Here is a 20150-nt window from a genome sequence, read left to right as displayed (position 1 = left end):
TAATTTCCTAGGTAGTATTGGAGAAAATTACAGATAAAAAGGGCGCCCTTCAAAGAGTACCCTTTTAAGATATGACTAAGTTAAAAATGGGTAAATCGTACTATTTGCGCCTAGTATCTAAAAACTGCCGTAATTGACCTTCGGTATATTGGCGTAGTGTCTCGTTGGCTACGCGTAGGCGAGGGTATAGTAGCCAGGCTAGCAACCCGCGTTGAGTGTGTAGGCGGTTTTCCGCTTCCTGGAACACGATAGAGCGTGTTGGGTGATCCAGCACTTCACTGGTGATCTCAACGTCACGATTGGCTGGTAGGCAGTGCAGAGCTTTACAGTGCGCGGGAGCACGATTGAGCATGTCCATATTTAGTTGGTACCTTGGCATAAAGGCTTCCATCCTATCGGCTTCCTCGTCTTCGTAACCGTAGTAGGTCCAGACATCTGGAATGATAAAATCAGCGCCCTTGATAGCTTCGTCCACGTCATCAGTGACCACTAGGGTACCGCCAGTGACGGCCATTTTATCGCGGATTTTTTGCTGTTCCTGCTCTGACATCGAGTAGCGCTTAGGTGAGGCAACAGTATACTTTAGACCAAGTGTGGCACACATGTGGCCAGTTTCCTTGCTCATTATGCCTGTATCTTCACGCGAATCACCGACAAAAACTACGTGGATATCATCTAGTTTTTTTCCATCTGGTAAATGCTCAGACATAGTGAAAAAGTCGCAAATCCCTTGTGTTGGGTGGTTGTAGTAAGTCATGGCGTTAAAGACGGGAACCGTGGCATGTTCGGCCAAGTTGACCAGGCATTCATGCTCTTTGCTGCGGAACATTATGCCGTGACACATGCTGGACAATATTTTCGCTGTGTCTTTTATTGCTTCGTGGGAGCCAAAGTGAATTTCACCAGGCTTAAGGTATAGCGCGTGGCCACCCAGGTCGGTCATCGCTGTCTCGAATGAAACACGGGTACGGGTTGATGGCTCTTCAAAAATCATTGCCAACGAAGCCCCTTTGAGGATCTGTGGTACAGCACCCTGCATATCGGCTTCTTTCAGCATACGAATGGTTTCAAATAGATCCAGCATCTCCTGTTTTTCCAGATTAATTGTTTCCAGCAGGTGTGTTATTGCACCGGTAGTTCGTGTATTTGCTTTCATATCGGAATCCTTTAAGTCGCAATGTTTAGTCAAGTCCTGGAGTTCGAGAGAAATATTAATAATGAAATCACTACGAAAAATGTGAATGAATCAAATATCGATAAAACTGGTAGGGTTCCCAAGTTATTTGTGAAAAAGGACACATGTGTCAGCGTGGAAATTAACAAGAAATCGATAAATGATACAGTTCACAGTTTGGTGATGGGCTAGCTGATTAAGTAATTGGGTATTCAAACAACACAATACTTAATCTGAAAGGTAATTTTTATGAAACTCCCATCTTCAAGCGCCACGGAATTAGATAAAAAGAATTTAAAACATTTCCTTAAAACACAGGATTATTCTCGCAAAGATCTGGAAGACATCCTGAAACTAATGCAGTTGTTGAAAGATGCCCGCCGCGATAATGCGCTGCCGCAACTATTTAAAAATAAATCAGTGGCGATGATTTTTGAGCAACCTTCTACCCGTACCCGGGTCTCGTTCGAAACCGCCGCGACCCTGCTTGGCGGTCATGCTTTGTTCCTGTCACCGAAAGACATCCACCTTGGCAGCAAGGAATCGTTGGAAGATACCGCTCGGGTGATGTCTCGCATGGTCGATGTGATCATGGCGCGGGTCGATGAACACAGTACGGTGGCTGGTTTGGCCGAACAGGCCAGTGTACCGGTGATCAACGGCTTGTGTGACTGGCTGCACCCGACCCAGATCATGGCTGATCTGTTCACCATGCAGGAACACCTGCCGGCTGGTAAAAAGCTTGAGGATCTCACCGTTGCTTTCGTTGGTGATGCAACCAACGTGGCTTCCTCGCTGATGTTTGCCTGTACCAAGTTCGGCATGACGTTCAAGCATATCTGCCCGGAGCGCTTCAAGGCGCCGCAAAAATGGGTCGATATTGCCCAAGCCAATTGCGAGGAATATGGCGGCAAGTTGGTTATTTCCGATAACGTCGATGAAGTCGAAGGCTGCGACATTATTGTTGCCGACAGCTTCTACTGGTTCGGCCAGGAAGACGAGAAAGAGATCCGCCTGTCGACCTTTATTCCAGAGTATGTGGTGACCCAGCAGATGATGGACAAAGCCGGTCCGAATGCGATCTTTATGCACTGCCTGCCGGCCAATGACCAGCGCGAATGCACCCGCGAAGTGATGGAATCGGATAACTCGGTGATTTTTGATGAAGCCGAAAACCGCCTGACGGCTCAGATGGCCCTGCTTGTTTACCTGACCCACAAAGACAGCAAGGTTGCCGAAGAAAAAACAATAAAAATCCATGAAGACAAGATTGCGACATTCTTAAGCGTACTTTAATCAATTCCAGTAGGTGAAACATGTCTAGAAAATTACATACAGTCCCTCAAGCCGATAATTTCAGGATGCCGGGTGAACACGAGCCCCAGGAAGCGATTTGGATAGCCTGGCCGGAAAGGACAGATAGCTGGCAGTGGGGGGCGAAACCCGCGCAGGCTAATTTTGTCGAAGTGGCGGCGGTGATTGCCGAAGAAACGCAGGTTAACGTGATTGTGTCAAGTAACCAGTACCATAATGCGCGCCAGCAACTGCCGCCGCATATCCGGTTGGTAGAGATGTCGACCAATGACTCCTGGATGCGGGACATCGGCCCGTCTTATGTGGTCGACGACAAAGGTGGCAGAAGGGCGGTTGACTGGGAATTTAATGCCTGGGGCGGTTTGCTCGATGGCTTGTATTTCCCGTGGGACGCCGACGATGCGGTCGCCAGCAAGGTGGCAGAGTTCCATGGTGATGATTACTATCGGGCACCGTTAATTCTCGAAGGCGGATCTATCCATGTCGACGGGGAAGGCACCGCATTTACCACCGAAGAGTGCTTGCTGCACCCGAGCCGTAACCCTGAAATGTCTAAAGATGACATCGAAAATTATCTGAAAGAATACCTCAATGTCGAAAAGGTGATCTGGCTGCCTTTGGGCCTGTATAACGACATTGATACCAATGGCCATATCGATAACCTGATCCACATCGCCCGCCCAGGAGAACTAGTGCTTTCCTGGACCGAGGACAAGGCGGATCCCCAATACCAAATCTCCCAGCAGGCGCTGGAAATTCTCGAGGCCGCAACCGACGCCAAGGGTCGCAAGCTCAAAGTGTATAAGCTGCTAACACCCGGGCCACTATACATCACCGAGGAAGAAGCTGACGGTTTCGACGTCTGTGAAGGGATGGAGCGAAGTGCTGGTGAGCGCCTGGCTGGTAGCTATGCGAACTTTTTAATTACCAACGGCAGGGTTGTTTTCCCACTGCTTGATCCGAAGACCGACAAGGTGGCGGAGATGACGCTCAAGGAGATCTTCCCGCACCACAAGGTTGCCGGGGTGGATGCGCGCAATATCCTGCTGGGCGGGGGCAATATTCACTGTATTACCCAGCAGGTTCCTGCAATCTAATCACTGCCGCCGGCCTGCCATATGATCGGCAGGCCGGTTTTATAAGCTGAGGAGCTTATTATGGAAAACAAAACAAAAATGGGCCTGTTTAGCATTATCTTTTTTGTGCTCTCCGGCCTTATCGGGATTGACGGGCTGGCCCCCGCGGCGGGCGTCGGCCCCTCTGTGTTTGGTTGGTGGCTGCTGGTTATCGTCTTTTTTGTGCTCCCTTATGTCTTTATCGTGTGTGAGCTCAGTGCGGCGTTTCCAGGCGAGGGGGGCATTTATGAATGGACCTTGCGCGGGATGGGCTCGAAGAATGCGGCACGGGTAAGCTGGTATTACTGGATCAACGTCCCGTTCTGGATCCCGTCTGTCTATTTGATCTGCGGCGGCATGCTGTCGGAGCTGTTCTGGCCGGACATGGGGATCTGGGGCATGATCGCCATCGCGATTGTCATGGTTTGGGGTACGGTCTTTATTGCCAATGCGTCGATGGATACCGGTAAGCTGGTGAACGCCGTCGGCGGGATCTCCAAGGTAGCTATCATGCTGGCCTTTGCCGTGGGGGGATACCTCCTTGTCGCCAACCAGGGCGAACCGGTTGTCGAGTTGACGGCAGAAACCATGAAGCCTTCGATGGGGGCGTCATTTATCTATGCGCCGACCTTGATCTACATGTTCTTAGGGGTTGAGACCATCGCCTGTATGGGCTCGAGCATTAAGAACCCGGAACGCAACCTGCCGCTGGGGATCCTGATCGCCATCTCCATTATCCTGCTGTTGTACTGGCTGGCGACATCTTCGATGATCATTGCGATTCCTCAGGAAGATTTGTCGCTAGTGGGCGGGCTGGTTCAGACCCTGCAGATCTTGTTCGGCAATACCGGGATTGGCAGTGTTGTGACGATCACGCTCTCTCTCCTTGCGGTACTTGGCCTGTTTACTTATATCATCCCATGGATCATGGCGGCATCCCGCGCGGCGGTGGAAGCGGCTAATGCCAAGGAGATGCCGGCAATCTTTGCCATGGCCAACAAAAACGGCTCGCCGTACGGCTCCAATATGCTGACAGGGGGTATCTCCACAGTTGCGCTGGTTATCTATGGCTTCATGGCCGGTAGCGCCGATGATCTGTTCTGGTCGCTGTTCTCCTTTGCCAACTTCCTGCTGTTTGTTACCTATTTCTTCTTCTTTATCTCTTTTGTTCGTCTCAGGACACTAGAGCCGAATGCGAGGAGGCCATTTAAAATCCCAGGAGGTAAGGTTGTCGCACTTGTAATTGCACTCGTTCCTTCAGTGATTTTGCTAGTTGCTTGTCTGCTGTTTGTCTTCCCGGATATTCTGGTCGGCGTGATCGACTGGGGATATTCTAGCCCGACGATTATCGCCATCATCATGGCACTGCTGTTCATTGAACTGAGCATCAGCAAACTGAGTAAGAACCTGGCGGCAGAGCAGGCTGGCTAACCGAGGAGGTGTCCTTAATCATTGCCACAACGTTGAGGGACACCTTTGGTAAACCAACAGTTAGTGAAAGATTAAAAACAATTAGGAATGAAAGTATGAAAATTGTATTAGCTCTGGGTGGTAATGCCCTGCTGCAGCGCAACCAGGCTCAGACACTGGAAAACCAATTGAACAACGTAATAAAAGCTTCGGCAAGTATTGCCAAGATAGCCAAGGGTAACGATCTGGTTATCGTCCACGGCAACGGCCCACAAGTGGGCATGTTGATGGAGCAAAATGCAACTTACCATGAAGTGAAGCCGCAAATTACCCCTTATCCGATGGATGTATTGAGTGCCGAAACTTGCGGGATGGTTGGCTGCTTATTGCAGCAAGAACTGCTCAATGCCGATAGTACTTGCTCGCCGATCAGTGTTATTACACAGACACTGGTCAATAAAGCAGATCCGGCGTTTGAAAACCTGACCAAGTTTGTTGGCCCAGTTTATAGCAAGCAAGAGGCGCAAAAAATCATGGAGCAGCGGCCTCATTTACAATATAAACCGGATGGTAATTATTATCGGCAAGTAGTCGCCTCGCCGAAGCCAAAAGCTATTTTGGAAATTAAACAGATTAACACTCTGCTAGAGAAAAACTGCATTGTGATCGCCGGCGGTGGCGGGGGGATTCCAGTCTACAAAGACGATAACGGGAAGCTCTGTGGTGTTGAGTGCGTGATTGATAAGGATTACACCGCCGAACTGATTTCTGAACAGATACAGGCAGATATGTTTATCATTCTGACGGATGGTAATGTTTACGAAAACTATGGAGCACTTAACCAAAAAAGTATTAAACGTATTTCTCCTGATTACTTGGATAAGTATCAATTTCCGGCCGGCTCTATGGGACCGAAAGTGGATGCTGTTTGTAAGTTTGTTAGGAATACAGGTAGAGCTGCGGTTATTGGCTCTTTGTATGAGCTTGATAAGATCTTAGAGGGGCTTGCTGGAACTACGATTGCTGACGGGGATTACTTGGAGTACTACTAATTCGTCAGCCATAAATTTCTTGTGGAAGATAAATTGATTATTCCTGAATAATAAGACATAGCCGCTATATAAAGCGGCTATGTCTTATGAGAAGTTATGACTTAACGCGCTAACTTATGGTGAGCCCGGGAGAAATGCCCGGCACAAAAAGCGCCAACAATGGAGAGCTCCCCTGCCAAACACAGCGCAGCACAGACTTCAGATAGTGCCTGAGAATTACCAGAACCATGTAGGCCTAGCAGGTCTAGGCAGGCTTTTTGACTAGGCAGAGATGTTCCGCCACCAACAGTACCTACCATTAGATTTGGCAAGGTCACCGACGCGTATAGGCCGCCATGCTGGTTAACTTCAATGCGGGTAATACCGACGGCTGATTCAGCCACACAAGCCGCGTCTTGGCCGCAAGCGATATAGAAAGCGGCGAGGGCATTGGCATAGTGAGCATTGATACCGATACTGCCACTCAATGTGCCGCCGATGGTATTCATGCGGGCAAACTCTGCCATTTTCTGTGGCGTGGTGTGCAGCATTTTCTCGACCAAGGCTTTTTCGATATTGATTTCCGCCGTTACTTTTTTACCGCGTACGCCACGGAGTGTTTGAGCGGTCGCTTTTTTATCTCCTGATAAGTTGCCATCTAAGAAGGCTTCAAGCGGTTTGATTGGCGAATGGTGCAAGATATGCTCAAAAACCGCATTGGTGGAGATAGTCACCATGTTTTGGCCAGAGGCATCGCCCGTCAGGTACTCGAATACAAGGTAAACATGGTTGCCTTCGATGTTGACGCTGATATCAGCCAGTTTGCCGTGGCGGGTGGTTGATTCGGCGATTTGGCGGAATTCATCATATTGGGTAACTACCCAAGCGACAAACTGGCCGGCTTGTGCCAAGTCATAAAAGGCAAAACACGGAGTACGGGTTACCCCTTCATTCAATAGCATAGCGCTAGCACCGCCGGCCTGGGTGATCAGCTGCGAGCCTCGGTTATAGGAGGCAACGAGGGCAGCTTCGGTTGTTGCGAGAGGAATATGAAAATCATTTTGGGCAAATAGGCCGTTTACGCGCAAAGGACCTGCGATGCCGATCGGCATTTTGACCGTGCCGATGAAGTTTTCGATATTTTTGTTATAGCAGAGCATTTGCTCCTGCGTGTGTCCATCGAGAAGTTGTGCTTTGGCTTCCTCGTTGTCGAGCATTTGCCAGCGTCGCTCTACTGCCTTAGGGGTCAGGTAGGGAGTGCGTGGCTGTTTTTTTTCCGGCTTGGCAAAGTTAGCGCCAAGGCGTTGCTGCAGCTCGTCAGCAGTGAAGTCATTGACCACGGTTTTCATGTGATCACGTCGATGGAGATTTAGTTTTGGCATAGCAGTACTTCTTAGCTAATGACTGCGGCGGATTGTAACCCCCTAATATCAAAACACTACTCCTGCCAGTTGGGAAATTCGTGTGCTGACAGAAATCATTCAGGTTTTTCTTGCTTGGCGATACTGAGGAATGTTGCCATCCCGCTGATATCTAAGTAACCATCAGATTTTTTATGTGTTCGGAGGTACTGATAGCCAGTCACAATTTTTAACAGATTATCTGCTTCAGTATTGCTGATTTTTTTATCATTCACATGCTCAAAAGCGGCATTCAGTGCCGATTTGTCGACAACTTCTGCTTGGCGGTAGAGGTAGCCACAGCCTGTAGCCAGCCACTCCAGTGAGCAATTGGCCCGCATGGCAATTTGGTTTGCCTTGGTTAAACTGGGCTCGCTACCTTTTAGGTACTTGCGGATCAGCGCTTCACTGATATCTACCCGGCGGGCAAAGCCGCTGATGCTTTCTTCGCCAATTAATGATTTAAGCCGTTCGGAAAATGACATAGTTTCGTACTCTAGTTCGAAGCTTTCGAGTTATAGCATTGCCTACCGGGTGGAACAAGCCTAGGATGGATCGCGATTTTTGAGTAAACGGAGTTAAGTCCAGATGGTGGCAAAAGTTGAACTGATCCCGCAAGGGCCGAAGTTTTCTGAGTTGGTTCAAGGATATTGGCGTCTTGCCGATTGGGGCATGAGCCCGCAGGAGCGTTTGAGTTTCCTCAAGCAGCATATTGAGTTGGGGATCACCACGGTTGATCACGCCGATATCTATGGCGGTTATACTTGTGAGCAGCTGTTTGGTGAAGCGCTGGCAATTGATCCGAGTGTGCGTGAGCAAATTGAAATCGTGACCAAGTGCGATATCAACCTTTGCAGCGATTTGGTGCCAGAGCGTAAGATCAATCACTACGATACCAGTAAGCAGCATATTGTTAACTCAGTGAACAACTCGTTGTCTCGATTGAATATCGACAATATCGATGTGTTGCTGATCCACCGTCCGGATGTGTTGATGGATGCTGACGAGGTTGCTGAAGCGTTCGCTGAACTTAAGCAGCAGGGCAAGGTGAACCATTTCGGCGTGTCTAACTTCACACCTTCGCAGTTCGAGTTACTACAGTCTCGCTTGGATGCCCCATTGGTGACTAACCAGGTTGAGATTAATCCACTGAACTTTGAAGTAGCCCATGATGGTACGCTAGACCAAATGCAGATGAAGCGTGTTAAGCCGATGGCATGGTCTTGCTTGGGGGGCGGTGCGATTTTCTCTGGCCAGTCAGAGCAGCAAATCCGAGTACGGAACGAACTGGAAGCGATCCGCGAAGAAGTGGGCGCACAAAGTATCGATCAGGTAATCTACGCGTGGGTACGTCGCTTGCCATCTAACCCACTTCCAATCATTGGCTCGGGTAAATTTGAACGGGTACAAACCGCGGTGGATGCACTAGATATCACATTAACTCGCGAGCAATGGTACCGGGTGTGGGTTGCCTCGAAAGGCCATGGTGTGCCATAGAGCCAGGCTCTAATAAATAATGCATAAAATAAGCCTCTGCCTTTATGAAAGCAGAGGCTTTATTATTGGTGACTTTAGTAACAACGCTTGTAGGTTTTTTTCTGTGCACATTCCGCAGCCTTAAGTGCATCCTGTAAGTTATCGTCATGCGGGTAAGCATCGACCAGTTCACGGAATGTCTCTACCGCTTTGTTGTTTTGTTTTTGGTTGTAATAGGCCCAACCTTTTATTTCAGCAAGTCCCACTTCTTTGCCATAGGTCTGCTCAAATGCTTCGCTGCGATCGATGACATATTGGTAGTCCTGCTTTTCATAGGCATTAAGAATTGCTTTGGTTTCCTTTTGCTTGGCGTAGAGCATTTTTTGGCTAGGATCGGCCAGGTTGTTTGCCAGTAATTCGGCATGTTGCTCAAAGCCAGCTTTGTTGAGTGCCAAACTATACCCATACTGGGTAGACTGGTACTGCTTGTCATTGTTGTCCATACCTTCAAGTGCTTTTTCAAATGAGCGCTTGGCGGTAAGTGGTCGATCAATTTTGTACCACTGCCAACCGGCCAATGCATGCTGCTCGGCACTCAGGGTCTGGTTTTGGTATATCATCTCAAGGCATTCTTGAGGATCAGATTGGCAGGCTTTTGCTAATTGCGGAGAGGCACTTCCTGAACCAAGCTTTTTTAACCCTGGGTAGCGGGATGACCACAGCTGTTGGTAACGTTTTGCTTCGTCGGCTTTGCCCATCATGTTTAAGCTCAGGATTTTGCCTTCAATCTGTTTCTGGCTTGGTGTTTCTGTCCAGCTGATTGATTTATCAAACCAAGTCAATGCGCTGTTGTATTGATGCTTCTTTAGGTGCTGCCAGCCTAACAGTTCGGCTCCCTTGGCATCTTTCTTTTGGGTAACAACCTGGCTGGCGGAGCGGGTTTGGCTAGCGGTGAGCTTTTGCTGTCCCAGGCTGGCCAGATTAACTTGATAGGCGAGTTTTTCATACTCAGTAGCATCGTAGCTGCTGCTATTTTGGTAACGGGTCAAGATATCTGGGCCGGCATATGCATTCGTCCAACCTAAAGCCTTTTGGGTGGTGGATAAACCGTGCTCAGGGCAGTTTGATAATAGTTGCGTGAGCTTTTGCTTGGCATTGGGGCCATAGCCAGACTGGGTTTCCTGTTTAAGATCCAACCATGCCCATTGAATTCGAGAACAGTTCGCCCACTGTGGGTTTGCGGAGAGAAGTTGAACGGCGGCGGTAGTCTGCTTTTGGGCAATAGCTTGATCTAGTTGCTCCAACGCAGCGCGGTACCGTAACTCTTCGCTGAGTGACTCTGAAATCGGTTGGTTTGCCGCCACTTGTTGGGCGGCTTGCCAGCCTTCTTGTTCCAGAGTGGCCCAAATCGGCCCTTCATCAAAGAGGTTGTATTGACCTTGCGGGTTGACCTCTACAGAGACGTCGCTTTCTAGCAGTTTGATATAGGCTTGCTCGGAGGCCACTGCTGGGAGGGCGACGAAAAGAGCGAGAGTAAATGTTTTCATTGGCAGTACCTCTCGTGGAACGCGATATGGGAGAAAATGATCAGGCTTGATGAGTAGTAATCATCATTGCTATCAGGGTGAGGAAGCGCGCTTCGGTGTTTATAGGTTTCTTGGCTGAGCTGAACCAGAGTCGCAATGGCATTGGCACCGTTTGGCGCTTCATAAGGTGCCATTTGTCCATTTTCAATATCCACCCATGCCTTGTTGTGTTGGAAAAGCCAACGGCGGTAGTTGTCATTTATCGCATTGTCGTACCCCCCCCAGATAAGGTAAAGCGGGATACGGTAACTGGAATAGCTAAATCGGCTAGGAAACTGACTAGAGGGTTGCCATTGATTGTTTCGGTATTCCAGCCAGTCGCTAGGTAGGTGGTATTGACCATATTGGTTACTGTTAAGAATGGATAGCCCTCCTTGATTCAGTAACGCCCAAGCGCTATTCATTTTGGCAAAGTCATTAAACGCTGGGTAAACCCAATAGGATGGGTTCACGATAGTCGAGGTAGCTTTATCGAACCCATAATGAGCAGGAAGCAGGGCCTGCTGCTCGCCGAGTTTGACAAAGTGAGTGCTGGCAAGCTCTTCTATGATGGCTTTGGCTTGATGCTGGTAATGATTCTCGGGCCAAAGACCATGGGCTTTGAGTAGCGCCCAGGCAATGAAGATATCACCATCACTGGCATTATTGTTATCGGGAATATGGGGTTGGGTGGGTTGCCACTTCCAAGCAAAAAGCGGGTCGTCTTTGTGTTGTAAATGGCTTTGTGTCCATTGCCAGAGTTGCTTGAAGGTTTGATGATCATTGAAAAAGGCGGCCATCAACATTCCATAACCCTGACTTTCGCTGTGGCTGATACTGCTATTACCATTATCAACCACCCGTCCATCGGCAGTAATAAATTTAGTTTTATAGTCGCTCCATAGCTGCTGATCAGCCCTGATGTTGCAGCCGTGTACCTTGGCTGCAACTTGAGAGCTGGTGAGCAGGGGAATGGTCGCTATTATCAGCGGGATCCACTTCATAGAGGCTTCTCCAACTGGCGGTGGATCAGCAATGTTAGAGGCAAGAGCAATAGAATCAGCAAAGTGGGTAGCGAGTACGGATAGGCAATGAACCCAGAACGGGCCAGCTGCTTATCAGCCTCCAGATCATTGATGGCTAATTCAATTTCACCATGTCCTGCGGATGTATGCTGACTAAGGTAAATCTGCATTTCCTGATTCAATGTTGCTTCATTGCTGGCATTGAAAATGATGTTGCGCCAGCCATTGCTCGCTGTTGTTAGCTTGGCCAATTGGTCAAGCTGACTATCACTCTGCCAGTATGCTTGATTGGCTCCATATTGGTAGAAGTTGCTCGACTCGCTTTCAGTACCAAATTCACTGCTTCCCAGTGGATTTGGCAAGCCGTTCAATCCATCTTGTTGCTTGGCCATGGTGTTGAGTAAGGAATGGCGAAGTGCAGCGAACAAGCCCGAGTTGTGTTCTATGGTGGCTGTCGTGATACTGCCAGTATTACCTACCTCAAACGTCAGATTAATGGGACGTAATTGGCTCGTACTGTCTGTGACCAGCAGCTCAGTCATAGGATGGCGAGCTTGTAAGGTCATATGGCTAAGTAACTGCCATACAGCGGATAGGGTGCTTGGTTCGTTGAAGTTGACAGAGATCTGGCTATCTCGGCCATTGTTATCAGAGATAAAAAGTAGTTGGTCTGCTGGGAGTTGGCGATCAAACCTTGTCAGGTAGTTCACCCATGCACCTAAGCGGACCGCAGAGCTGTCTTCAATATTTGCAATGAACGGCATGGCTGTTGCGCTATAGCTGTCTATTTGCTCGGGACCATATAGTTCGACACTGACTTTGTTCAATCCTGGACGAAGCTGGTTCATTGGGAAGGCCAAGCGATAATGTTGGGTATCACGCCAGCGGCTCGCTCGTAACGGCATGCTGTTCGCGTAATCGCCATTGACTCGGATCACCATCGCGGCTTCGCCCGGCTGAACGGTTGGGTGAGCAAGAACGAGGTTAATATGGGCTTTTTCGTCAGGGCTGAACAACGAATTAGCTGGCATCATTAGAGGCAGTACTAAGGGCTCTTCCCCGAATGACTTTTGGGGAGTAAATTGCGAAATGGTGTATTCCCCTTTGCTTTGCAGCTGGTTTTTGTCTGGCTGCTGATAACGGTTAACCACCGCATATTTATGGGCTGGAAGCGGGTAGTCTGGGTTGGCGAAATAGGCCGTTGCTTCAAGCAATTCTTGTTCATTCCTGCCTGAGACTACAAGCAGCCAATGATCAGTGTGAGACAGCTGTATTACCCCTAAAAATGGACCATTGATCCCTGCTAAATAGTCACTCGGCATTACATTGGTTTCTGCCAGTTGCTCAGGTAAGCCATACATTAATTGGATACGGTTTGTATTCGTTACGTCACTGGGAGCGATAAATTGGTATTCATAGGACGCATTACCACTGCGTAGAGTCCACCCCTGAACGAGCTGACTGGCAATAGAGAGTGCCGACTGGGAATGACCGGCAGTGTGGCTGATAAGCTGTACAGGTTGATCATGCAGTTGACCACTCATGATCAGGGCTGAAAAATCGGCGAGGGTGGCCTCGGTATTTTTCGCCACATAGTCGAGCTCAAAATACGATTGCTGGGCCAGAATTTCAGTCACGGCCTCAGAAGCCTCTATCCGTTGCTCGGTTAGGCTCAATAATGCGGGTAGCTGATGACGCACCGCAATGGTCATGATGTTGCCGTACCGCTTCAACAAGGCTTGGGACAAGTTCACAACAATATTTTGTGACTCGCCATTAGGCTGTAACTGAATATTGGCGATGGGTTTGTCACCCAGATTGACCCATAAGTGGGCGACATCGATATTGCCCGAGTGGGTCAGTGACAATGACACCTTGATATCATTGACTTGTTGGTTAGGCAAAATAGTGAGTGGAAAACTGATTTTATCCCACTGACCGCGCAATGTTGAATCTCGTCCCTCAGGCAGGACAAAATTGAGCGGTACGTTTACGGTTTTAGCAATACTCATGGCAGAGAAAAGTAAGCCACAAATAAGGATTAGATAACGTTTCATTGGCGTACATCCTGTGTTTTGCTTTCGTTTCGCTCTGATTGCATTTGTTGGGATGAGGTCTGGCGTGAGACCGAAAAGGTATAAGCCAAGCTCTTGAAACCCAGAGTGAAAAAGTGACCAATTGCGTGCGGTACGCTTCGGCGTTGTTGTTCTTCAAAAGCCCTGCGCTGCAACCATTTTTCACTGTCTCCGAAAGTCATGGTGGTGAATGCTTGCCACGTTTTGGTGCTCGTTTCCAACACTTCGCAGTTCGCTGCTTGGCCATTTGCGAGATATTTCACGTGGTGAACCCGCATGGCTAATCGCTGAGGCTTGAGCTTTTTCTTACCTTGTGCTGTTTGCCCTGCTTGTTCGACAAAACAGGTCAGTTCAACAACATCGGAAGGTTGCAAGTTGTGTTCAAGCGATTTTATGGTCAGATGCGCGCCGTTGAGCGATGTATCTTCGATAACCGCTTCTGAGGTTTTCTCTCCCATGGAGACAAAAGCCTGACTGCGACAACGGGTACGTGGCTCAGCTCGACGCTGCCTTCTTTCAACCATGGCACCGAGGCAAACGAGGCACATCATCAAGTTGAAGGTATTGAAGACCAATACAACCGCCAGCTGACCTTGTTCCGCGGGATATTGGAAATATCGGTATAAGCCGAGCCCTTCGGCAAAGCCGATAATGGTTGTGATTGCGATGATCACTGGCATTAACGGTGAGAAGTGCGTCTTATCGGTTGTCTCCCCCTTAGGGGTAACAGCAAAGCTGGGTTTGCGCGGGTTGATGATGGCGGACAGCACGGGTATTGCAAGGAAAATCGATAAAATTGTTTCGTAGAACTCGGAGAAAAGGGTGTTACGGTTTTTCCCGAATAGGTGCTGGGTGATTGCAATACTGATAATCAGATGGGGGATAGCGTAAGCGATAAAGTCGTTGGCATTCCCGACAAAAATTTGTAGGTCAAACAGTAGGTAGCACAACGGTGCAAACAGATAAACGACCCGGAAAATTGGAAAGAACCAAAACAGAGTTGAGTTGAGATAACAGAGTTTCTGGGGAAGGGTGAGTCCGCGTTTTAAAACGGGGTTATTTAGCAGCAAGATTTGCAGCATACCCTGTGCCCAACGCGTACGCTGGGTGACGTAATTACCGAAAGTATCGGGTGACAATCCAGCGATCATTGCCTTGTTGATATAAGCGCTATCCCAGCCCTTGGCATGAATATCGAGTGCTGTATCGGCATCTTCTGTGATGGTTCGTGTAGAAATACCACCAACGTCATCCAACGCCTGACGGCGAATCACGGCTGCTGAGCCACAGAAAAAGCTGGCGTTCCAGAAATCCAATCCCTTGAGGATCCCGTTGTAGAACATTTCATTTTCTGCCGGCACTTTGTCTTCAATACCCAAATTACGCTCGATGGGATTCGGAGTAACAAAGAAGTGGGGTGTTTGCAAAAAGCCCAAATTTGAATTGTGCTGGAACTGGCCAATAGTGTTGATCAAGAAGTCTTTAGACGGAACATGGTCGGCATCGAGGATCAGTACCAGTTCTCCATCGCTATGGGTTAGCGCGTGATTGATATTGCCCGCTTTCGCATGCTCATTGGCAGGGCGTGTGAGGTAATTTACTTCAAGGTCATGACACAACTGTTTAAGAGATTTCGAACGTTTGCGAGCCGAACTCGCCTGCTCTATGTCTTTATCATTAAGTTTTTGTGCCGTACCGCCATCATCAAGTATCCAAACAGTTACTTTTCCTGGGTATTTCAGCTGCGTTGCTGCGGCGATAGTGGGGCCGACAACACGAAGTGATTCGTTGTAGGTCGGAATGAACACATCGATACTGGGTAGAGGTTTATCGCTATCAATTGGAATAATGTCGCGATCGCGGTGTTTTGCGTTAACAAAAATGCCAAGCAAGTAAATGGCGATACCGTAGATCTCAGTCACCAAGAGTGCTAAGGCAAACGGAATATCCAAGCTGCTTTCCCAGGGTAAGGTTTGATCGTAGCGCCACCAGATATAGCGGATGGATATGAAGGCTCCGGTTAGAATCATCAGCAGCTGTAAGTAAGGTTTGTTCTTGGCTGTCATTCCCATCAGGACAATGAGAAATGCACTGCCGGAAAGCCACAGGTGGGTTTCCATCGAAACTTGTAAGGTAGCCAGGCTGGCAATCGCAACAATTAGGAAAATGGCAGCCAACCATTTCATCCATGATACCGCATTGAAAAAACGCATCTCTAGAACTCCTGCAGGTAAAAGCTTGGTTTCAGATCATCCAGCCATTTAAGGCCGTCTTGGTTTTCCGGTGTGCAGTAGTGAACAAAGACAGATAGCCACTGGTCCATCCGGCGGGTATGTTGCTGGGCATACGTACACTTATCGCCATTGGACATTACGCTTACCCAGCGCTGATAGGGGCCAACCGCATTGTATTTTCGCTCTGCCTTCTGGCTTGGCAATGAAAAGGCAAAATGGGCAGGAGGCGCTTCAAGAGGAGCCCTGGATACGATTTGGACTATTAAGTTTTCACCGCTTTGGTATGTGTTATTTTCTAACTCAGACCAATACCAAATATCATGGTTACGACGCTGTCGATAGTTTGATTCCAGCTTCACGCCATCAGGGTATATGGGCAGTTGGTAATCATGAATGGTCACAGGATCATCGAAACTATGGCTAACATACTCCTGGTTTGTAAGCTGACAGCCGCTTAATCCTATCGTGCCTGCCGAAAAGCATAAGATTTTGAGCACCTTCATTGGAGTCTCCTTGAGTAAAGGTTCCCCTAGTAGTGCAAATGACTAGCCAGATTTTTTTGTGTTAGTTAATTTGAGGGAGGGCAAATAAGTGCATGAAAGATAATAAAAGTCTATTTTCTTATTTTTGAGCAGGGATCTTAAACTTGCAAAATGCAACCAATGGAATGGTATGTTGTTGCATATTGGTAATGACTTTACGAAATACGTTAATGAATGGTTGCTATTAATTAAGCGCCTTACTAAACCGTATAGTAAAGCGCTAAAGCAATGGCTAGAGAATTACCATTGGCCTGTGTTTTCCATTGAAACCCAAGGTTCTGCAGGGGCAAGCGCCTCGCCCTTTTGCAGTAGTTCAATAGAAATACCGTCAGGGGAGCGGACAAAAGCCATGTGGCCATCACGAGGTGGACGGTTGATGGTAACACCACTTGCCTGTAGGTGCGCGCACAGGTCGTAGATATTATCGACACGGAAAGCCAAGTGACCGAAGTTACGACCACCTGTGTACTCTTCTGAATCCCAGTTGTAGGTCAGTTCAACCAAAGGGGCGCTGGTGGCTTTTGCGTTCTCTGCGTCACCCGGCGCAGCAAGGAATACCAGTGTAAACCGACCTTTCTCACTTTCTTTGCGGTTGGTTTCTACTAAGCCCAGTTTGTTACAGTAGAAGTCTAGCGATGCATCGAGATCGCTCACTCGTACCATAGTGTGTAAATATTCCATTGTACATCCTGTTATTGTTAGCTATTGCTCAACGCCAAGTTACTATTCTAACAGCAATTCTGCAACGGCTTCGCCAACCCCCGCGGCTGATTGGGGGTTCTGCCCTGTGATAAGGTGCCCGTCAATGACGACATTATTGGTCCACGCCTCAGCGCCAACAAAACTTGCATGGGCTTGCTTGAGTTTGTCTTCGAGTAAGAAAGGGACAACGCCAGTAAGCCCAACCGCTTCTTCTTCCTCGTTGGTAAAGCCGGTGACTTTCATATTGGCAATAAGATGGTCGCCATTACTATAAGTCATGTTAACTAACGCTGCAGGGCCGTGGCAGATTGCCGATAGAACACCATTTTGTTGATAAATGGCGATGGCGACGCGCTTGACGTGTTCGTCATCAGGGAAATCCCACATTGTGCCGTGGCCGCCGGCAAAAACGATGGCCTGATAGTCAGAAGGCATGATGTTGTTGAGGGAATGGCTGTTTTTTAATAAATCAACCAAATCGGGGTTTGCCAAGAACCGGGCGTTAGCTTCATCTTCTTCGTCCCAGCTCTTAGGGTCAATGGGCGTTTCACCGCCAGCGATTGACACGATATCGACCTCGATTCCTTTGTCTACCAGGGCAAAATAGGGGTGGGTTAACTCCGATAGCCAGAATCCAGTGGTTGTCCCTGTACTGCCTAATGCCGCATGGCTGGTAACCACAATTAATGCTTTTGCCATAATCATACTCCCTCAAGTAAGAGATAAAACTTACAGCGAAAGCATAGTATACCTGTATGGCTTCATGGGGAGTCTAAGTACTTAATGCCGCCGCATTGCTGAGATACCAGATCGCTAAACTTAAAAGAGACATGCGAATGAAGGCTTGTGAGGTGGGGATGGCACAACAAAAATTGACCATATTCTATGATGGCGCTTGCCCGAGCTGTGTCGATGACCGTCATTGGTTTGAACGGCGGCTTAAGCAGCCAGAGAATGTTGATTGGTATGATATTACTGGTAAAGAAGAGGAATTGCGGGCGCTGGGGATTGACCCTCATCTTGCAGTTAGGGAACTCCATGTCATGAATGCTAAGGGAGAGGTTCTTAAGGAGTTAGATGCCTATATCCTGTTGTTTAATCAGGTATGGTACTTACAACCAATAGCATGGGTGATGGCCTGGCCTTTTGTGAAGACACAGCTTTCTCGCTGGTACAGAAAAATGGTAGATCGTCGCTTGGCTAGGCAGGGGCGAATAGAAAGTGATAATTGAAGGTAAGTTCTGCCATGCTTACCTTCATAGTTATCGGCTGTTCTTTCAGGCTAGAGGTCTTTCACCATTTTCTGCAATAGCGAAATTAGCTGAAGTTGCTCTGCGTCATCCAAGCTGCTTAAGGCCTGCTTATTGATGGCGACGGGGATAGGCAACAAGTCTGTTTTCAAACTACGTCCTTTTTCAGTAAGAAAAATACGGAACGAACGGCGACTGTTCGGATCATTTTGCCTTTCTACCAGTCCCAGTTTCTCGAGTTTATCGATAGTCCGCGTAGTCGTCGAGTTCTCAACCTTTGACTTTTGCGATATTTCAGTTTGGGTAACACCTTCCTCTTCCCATAGGCACATTAGCGTTGGCCAGAGTGCAATGGTAAGGCCATGTTTTTTCAACTCAGTGTCGAAAGTCCTTGCGGCATTATTGGCGACGACATTGATCAGCCACCCAAAGCTGGACTGTCGGTCAAATTCTTGTGTCATAAGGGAAACTAACCTGCATGGTTCATAAACTGGCAATTATTGCTATTGTAACTGATAGGGCTGCAACAAACAGTATCAACGCTTTCAAATTACTGGCAAATTTGAGTGTATCTGAATTCGCAGATAATTCATGGCGTTGCTTGCCTGTAACCATAGCGAGCACCAAGGGCTTCTTGCGTAACTTGTATATCAAAATTGCAGCAAGGTGGAGAGAGACAAACACAACTAATGTTTTCGCAACAAGGAAGTGAATACTCTCAACCATGGTGTAGAACTCATCACTTAACATCCCTGCAAGGGAAGAGAAGTTATCGAACCAACCTGCAAGTGCCAAACCGCTCAGGCATTGGAGCATCAATAGTGTGAGCAAGGCAAAGACCATCAAGCCACCCAATGGGTTATGCCCTGGCTTTGGTGAATAATTTCCTCTCAAGTAGCTTAAGACCACACTTGGAGAGTGTATAAATTGCGAAAAGCGACTCGTTTCACTGCCTAAAATTCCCCACGTTAACCGCCAAAGTAATAACGAAAAGAGTGCCAGCCCGAAAGTGATATGTGGCCCACCACCGTTAAAGCCGCTTATTGCAACTAGGGTGAAGAGCAGTGCTTGCACCCAGTGATAGAGCCGAGTGGGTAAGTCCCAAATTTTCATCATCGTTAACCTTATTGTGATAGCCATTCGTTGGATATTATATTTACATAGCAATAGTTGCAATTACAACTATTGCTATGTAAATTGTCTTCATTGAAATGAGTGAGACAAAACTCAGCCAACCTTTAATACCAGCGACAAAGGAGCTCCCGAATGAATATGAAACAATTGAATACTGTGATGATGAGTATTGGCTTTGGGCTTGGCCTGACTTTCTCTGCTGCTTCGATGGCGACAGAAAGTAATGACGTTTTGCTAAATCAACAAGCTGTTGATATGACTACTAAACAAGCAATAAAAATGCGTCAGCATGCTTTTGTACAGATTGAGAGTGATGCCAAGAAGGCCGATAAGGCGCTTAAAAATAAGCAGGTAAACTGGCAAAGCATAGAGCAAGTATCGCAAGCGTTGCATGAATCATCGGCGAGTTTATTGTCTCTGTTCCCTGAAGGAAGCCAAGAGGGTAGCAAAGCCAAAGAAAAGGTTTGGCAAGACAAAGTAAAGTTCGAACGTTTGTTAAAGGATATGGACAAGGGGTTTGAGCAGCTTTACCAAGCATCAATAAATGAAGACCAATCATCGGCTCAGCAGGGGCTCAAACAAGCGCAGTCTACGTGTAAAGCTTGCCACCGGCAGTATCGTTCTCGTTGGTAAGGGTGATGATTTTACATAGCCTTTTTTTACTGGGCTGATAAGCTAGTTGAATAATATCTCATTAGTCACA

General features: G+C 47.9%; 19 protein-coding genes. 7 read left to right on the top strand and 12 right to left on the bottom strand.

The window, feature by feature from the left end:
- Nucleotides 1-100: 100 nt before the first annotated feature.
- Nucleotides 101-1156, bottom strand: a complete 1056-nt coding sequence (argF, locus tag ACXAGQ_RS19500; RefSeq protein ID WP_475256084.1) for an ornithine carbamoyltransferase — start codon at nucleotides 1154-1156, stop codon at nucleotides 101-103.
- Nucleotides 1157-1423: 267 nt separating this feature from the next.
- Between argF and ptcA the strand changes: the two genes are divergently transcribed.
- From ptcA to ACXAGQ_RS19480, 4 genes are all read left to right on the top strand, one after another.
- On the top strand, nucleotides 1424-2470 hold the full coding sequence (gene ptcA, locus ACXAGQ_RS19495) for a putrescine carbamoyltransferase (protein ID WP_475256082.1): 1047 nt from the start codon (nucleotides 1424-1426) through the stop codon (nucleotides 2468-2470).
- 20 nt (nucleotides 2471-2490) lie between these two features.
- Nucleotides 2491-3585, top strand: coding sequence for an agmatine deiminase (gene aguA / locus ACXAGQ_RS19490; protein WP_475256080.1), 1095 nt, complete (start codon nucleotides 2491-2493; stop codon nucleotides 3583-3585).
- A gap of 60 nt (nucleotides 3586-3645) precedes the next feature.
- Nucleotides 3646-5034, top strand: coding sequence for an APC family permease (locus tag ACXAGQ_RS19485; protein ID WP_475256078.1), 1389 nt, complete (start codon nucleotides 3646-3648; stop codon nucleotides 5032-5034).
- A gap of 95 nt (nucleotides 5035-5129) precedes the next feature.
- Entirely contained in the window at nucleotides 5130-6065 is a 936-nt protein-coding gene (locus ACXAGQ_RS19480) for a carbamate kinase (RefSeq protein WP_475256076.1), read from the top strand.
- A gap of 101 nt (nucleotides 6066-6166) precedes the next feature.
- Here ACXAGQ_RS19480 and ACXAGQ_RS19475 read toward each other — a convergent pair whose 3' ends face one another.
- The gene (locus ACXAGQ_RS19475; RefSeq protein ID WP_475256074.1) at nucleotides 6167-7426 is read right to left on the bottom strand and encodes a hydroxymethylglutaryl-CoA reductase; all 1260 of its coding nucleotides are present in this window, start codon (nucleotides 7424-7426) and stop codon (nucleotides 6167-6169) included.
- 95 nt (nucleotides 7427-7521) lie between these two features.
- Entirely contained in the window at nucleotides 7522-7929 is a 408-nt protein-coding gene (locus ACXAGQ_RS19470) for a helix-turn-helix domain-containing protein (protein ID WP_475256072.1), read from the bottom strand.
- A gap of 103 nt (nucleotides 7930-8032) precedes the next feature.
- On the opposite strand from ACXAGQ_RS19470, the gene ACXAGQ_RS19465 reads away from it, so the two are divergent.
- Complete coding sequence (locus ACXAGQ_RS19465) at nucleotides 8033-8941, top strand: aldo/keto reductase (RefSeq protein ID WP_475256071.1); 909 nt, start codon at nucleotides 8033-8035, stop codon at nucleotides 8939-8941.
- Between the two features lie 74 nt (nucleotides 8942-9015).
- Here the strand turns inward: ACXAGQ_RS19465 and ACXAGQ_RS19460 are convergent, their stop codons facing one another.
- The 7 genes from ACXAGQ_RS19460 to ACXAGQ_RS19430 form a co-directional block, all read right to left on the bottom strand.
- Nucleotides 9016-10467, bottom strand: a complete 1452-nt coding sequence (locus ACXAGQ_RS19460) for a tol-pal system YbgF family protein (protein WP_475256069.1) — start codon at nucleotides 10465-10467, stop codon at nucleotides 9016-9018.
- Entirely contained in the window at nucleotides 10464-11489 is a 1026-nt protein-coding gene (locus ACXAGQ_RS19455) for a family 8 glycosyl hydrolase (protein WP_475256067.1), read from the bottom strand. Before ACXAGQ_RS19455 ends, ACXAGQ_RS19460 begins: the two co-directional genes overlap by 4 nt.
- Nucleotides 11486-13567, bottom strand: coding sequence for a cellulose biosynthesis cyclic di-GMP-binding regulatory protein BcsB (locus ACXAGQ_RS19450; RefSeq protein WP_475256066.1), 2082 nt, complete (start codon nucleotides 13565-13567; stop codon nucleotides 11486-11488). Before ACXAGQ_RS19450 ends, ACXAGQ_RS19455 begins: the two co-directional genes overlap by 4 nt.
- A complete protein-coding gene (gene bcsA, locus ACXAGQ_RS19445; protein WP_475256064.1) occupies nucleotides 13564-15798 on the bottom strand; it encodes a UDP-forming cellulose synthase catalytic subunit in 2235 nt (744 codons plus the stop codon). The genes ACXAGQ_RS19450 and bcsA overlap by 4 nt, the downstream gene beginning before the upstream one ends.
- 2 nt (nucleotides 15799-15800) lie before the next feature.
- Complete coding sequence (locus ACXAGQ_RS19440; protein WP_475256062.1) at nucleotides 15801-16322, bottom strand: hypothetical protein; 522 nt, start codon at nucleotides 16320-16322, stop codon at nucleotides 15801-15803.
- 279 nt (nucleotides 16323-16601) lie between these two features.
- Nucleotides 16602-17042 carry a VOC family protein gene (locus tag ACXAGQ_RS19435; RefSeq protein WP_475256060.1) on the bottom strand — a complete coding sequence of 147 codons (441 nt, stop codon included), beginning with the start codon at nucleotides 17040-17042 and terminating at the stop codon, nucleotides 16602-16604.
- A 42-nt stretch (nucleotides 17043-17084) separates the two neighbouring features.
- Nucleotides 17085-17762: a type 1 glutamine amidotransferase domain-containing protein gene (locus tag ACXAGQ_RS19430; RefSeq protein WP_475256058.1), complete on the bottom strand. Its 678-nt coding sequence runs from the start codon at nucleotides 17760-17762 to the stop codon at nucleotides 17085-17087.
- A 158-nt stretch (nucleotides 17763-17920) separates the two neighbouring features.
- On the opposite strand from ACXAGQ_RS19430, the gene ACXAGQ_RS19425 reads away from it, so the two are divergent.
- Nucleotides 17921-18295: a thiol-disulfide oxidoreductase DCC family protein gene (locus ACXAGQ_RS19425; protein ID WP_475256056.1), complete on the top strand. Its 375-nt coding sequence runs from the start codon at nucleotides 17921-17923 to the stop codon at nucleotides 18293-18295.
- A 50-nt stretch (nucleotides 18296-18345) separates the two neighbouring features.
- Here the strand turns inward: ACXAGQ_RS19425 and ACXAGQ_RS19420 are convergent, their stop codons facing one another.
- Together ACXAGQ_RS19420 and ACXAGQ_RS19415 are read right to left on the bottom strand one after the other, a co-directional pair.
- On the bottom strand, nucleotides 18346-18774 hold the full coding sequence (locus ACXAGQ_RS19420; protein ID WP_475256054.1) for a MarR family winged helix-turn-helix transcriptional regulator: 429 nt from the start codon (nucleotides 18772-18774) through the stop codon (nucleotides 18346-18348).
- Between the two features lie 22 nt (nucleotides 18775-18796).
- Nucleotides 18797-19426, bottom strand: coding sequence for a cytochrome b/b6 domain-containing protein (locus tag ACXAGQ_RS19415; RefSeq protein ID WP_475256641.1), 630 nt, complete (start codon nucleotides 19424-19426; stop codon nucleotides 18797-18799).
- Nucleotides 19427-19579: 153 nt separating this feature from the next.
- Here ACXAGQ_RS19415 and ACXAGQ_RS19410 point away from each other — a divergent pair, with 153 nt between their 5' ends.
- Nucleotides 19580-20080 (top strand): cytochrome c, encoded by a 501-nt coding sequence (locus ACXAGQ_RS19410; protein ID WP_475256052.1) that lies wholly within the window; start codon nucleotides 19580-19582, stop codon nucleotides 20078-20080.
- The last annotated feature ends 70 nt before the right edge of the window (nucleotides 20081-20150 follow it).

This window comes from Photobacterium sp. ABD4_091 (assembly GCF_056160145.1).
The sequence above is the reverse complement of the archived record's forward strand: the minus strand, read 5'-3'. Positions and strand labels throughout refer to the sequence as shown.

Bases quoted from the DNA above. Each gene is read 5' to 3' on its own strand.
- ACXAGQ_RS19425 (WP_475256056.1), top strand. From the start codon at position 17,921: ATGGCACAACAAAAATTGACCATATTCTATGATGGCGCTTGCCCGAGC.
- ACXAGQ_RS19420 (WP_475256054.1), bottom strand. From the start codon at position 18,774: ATGACACAAGAATTTGACCGACAGTCCAGCTTTGGGTGGCTGATCAAT.
- ACXAGQ_RS19415 (WP_475256641.1), bottom strand. From the start codon at position 19,426: ATGAAAATTTGGGACTTACCCACTCGGCTCTATCACTGGGTGCAAGCA.
- ACXAGQ_RS19450 (WP_475256066.1), bottom strand. From the start codon at position 13,567: ATGAAACGTTATCTAATCCTTATTTGTGGCTTACTTTTCTCTGCCATG.
- aguA (WP_475256080.1), top strand. From the start codon at position 2,491: ATGTCTAGAAAATTACATACAGTCCCTCAAGCCGATAATTTCAGGATG.
- ACXAGQ_RS19455 (WP_475256067.1), bottom strand. From the start codon at position 11,489: ATGAAGTGGATCCCGCTGATAATAGCGACCATTCCCCTGCTCACCAGC.
- ACXAGQ_RS19475 (WP_475256074.1), bottom strand. From the start codon at position 7,426: ATGCCAAAACTAAATCTCCATCGACGTGATCACATGAAAACCGTGGTC.
- ACXAGQ_RS19465 (WP_475256071.1), top strand. From the start codon at position 8,033: ATGGTGGCAAAAGTTGAACTGATCCCGCAAGGGCCGAAGTTTTCTGAG.
- ACXAGQ_RS19460 (WP_475256069.1), bottom strand. From the start codon at position 10,467: ATGAAAACATTTACTCTCGCTCTTTTCGTCGCCCTCCCAGCAGTGGCC.
- ACXAGQ_RS19410 (WP_475256052.1), top strand. From the start codon at position 19,580: ATGAATATGAAACAATTGAATACTGTGATGATGAGTATTGGCTTTGGG.
- ACXAGQ_RS19435 (WP_475256060.1), bottom strand. From the start codon at position 17,042: ATGGAATATTTACACACTATGGTACGAGTGAGCGATCTCGATGCATCG.
- ACXAGQ_RS19440 (WP_475256062.1), bottom strand. From the start codon at position 16,322: ATGAAGGTGCTCAAAATCTTATGCTTTTCGGCAGGCACGATAGGATTA.
- ACXAGQ_RS19480 (WP_475256076.1), top strand. From the start codon at position 5,130: ATGAAAATTGTATTAGCTCTGGGTGGTAATGCCCTGCTGCAGCGCAAC.
- ACXAGQ_RS19485 (WP_475256078.1), top strand. From the start codon at position 3,646: ATGGAAAACAAAACAAAAATGGGCCTGTTTAGCATTATCTTTTTTGTG.
- bcsA (WP_475256064.1), bottom strand. From the start codon at position 15,798: ATGCGTTTTTTCAATGCGGTATCATGGATGAAATGGTTGGCTGCCATT.
- ACXAGQ_RS19470 (WP_475256072.1), bottom strand. From the start codon at position 7,929: ATGTCATTTTCCGAACGGCTTAAATCATTAATTGGCGAAGAAAGCATC.
- ptcA (WP_475256082.1), top strand. From the start codon at position 1,424: ATGAAACTCCCATCTTCAAGCGCCACGGAATTAGATAAAAAGAATTTA.
- argF (WP_475256084.1), bottom strand. From the start codon at position 1,156: ATGAAAGCAAATACACGAACTACCGGTGCAATAACACACCTGCTGGAA.
- ACXAGQ_RS19430 (WP_475256058.1), bottom strand. From the start codon at position 17,762: ATGGCAAAAGCATTAATTGTGGTTACCAGCCATGCGGCATTAGGCAGT.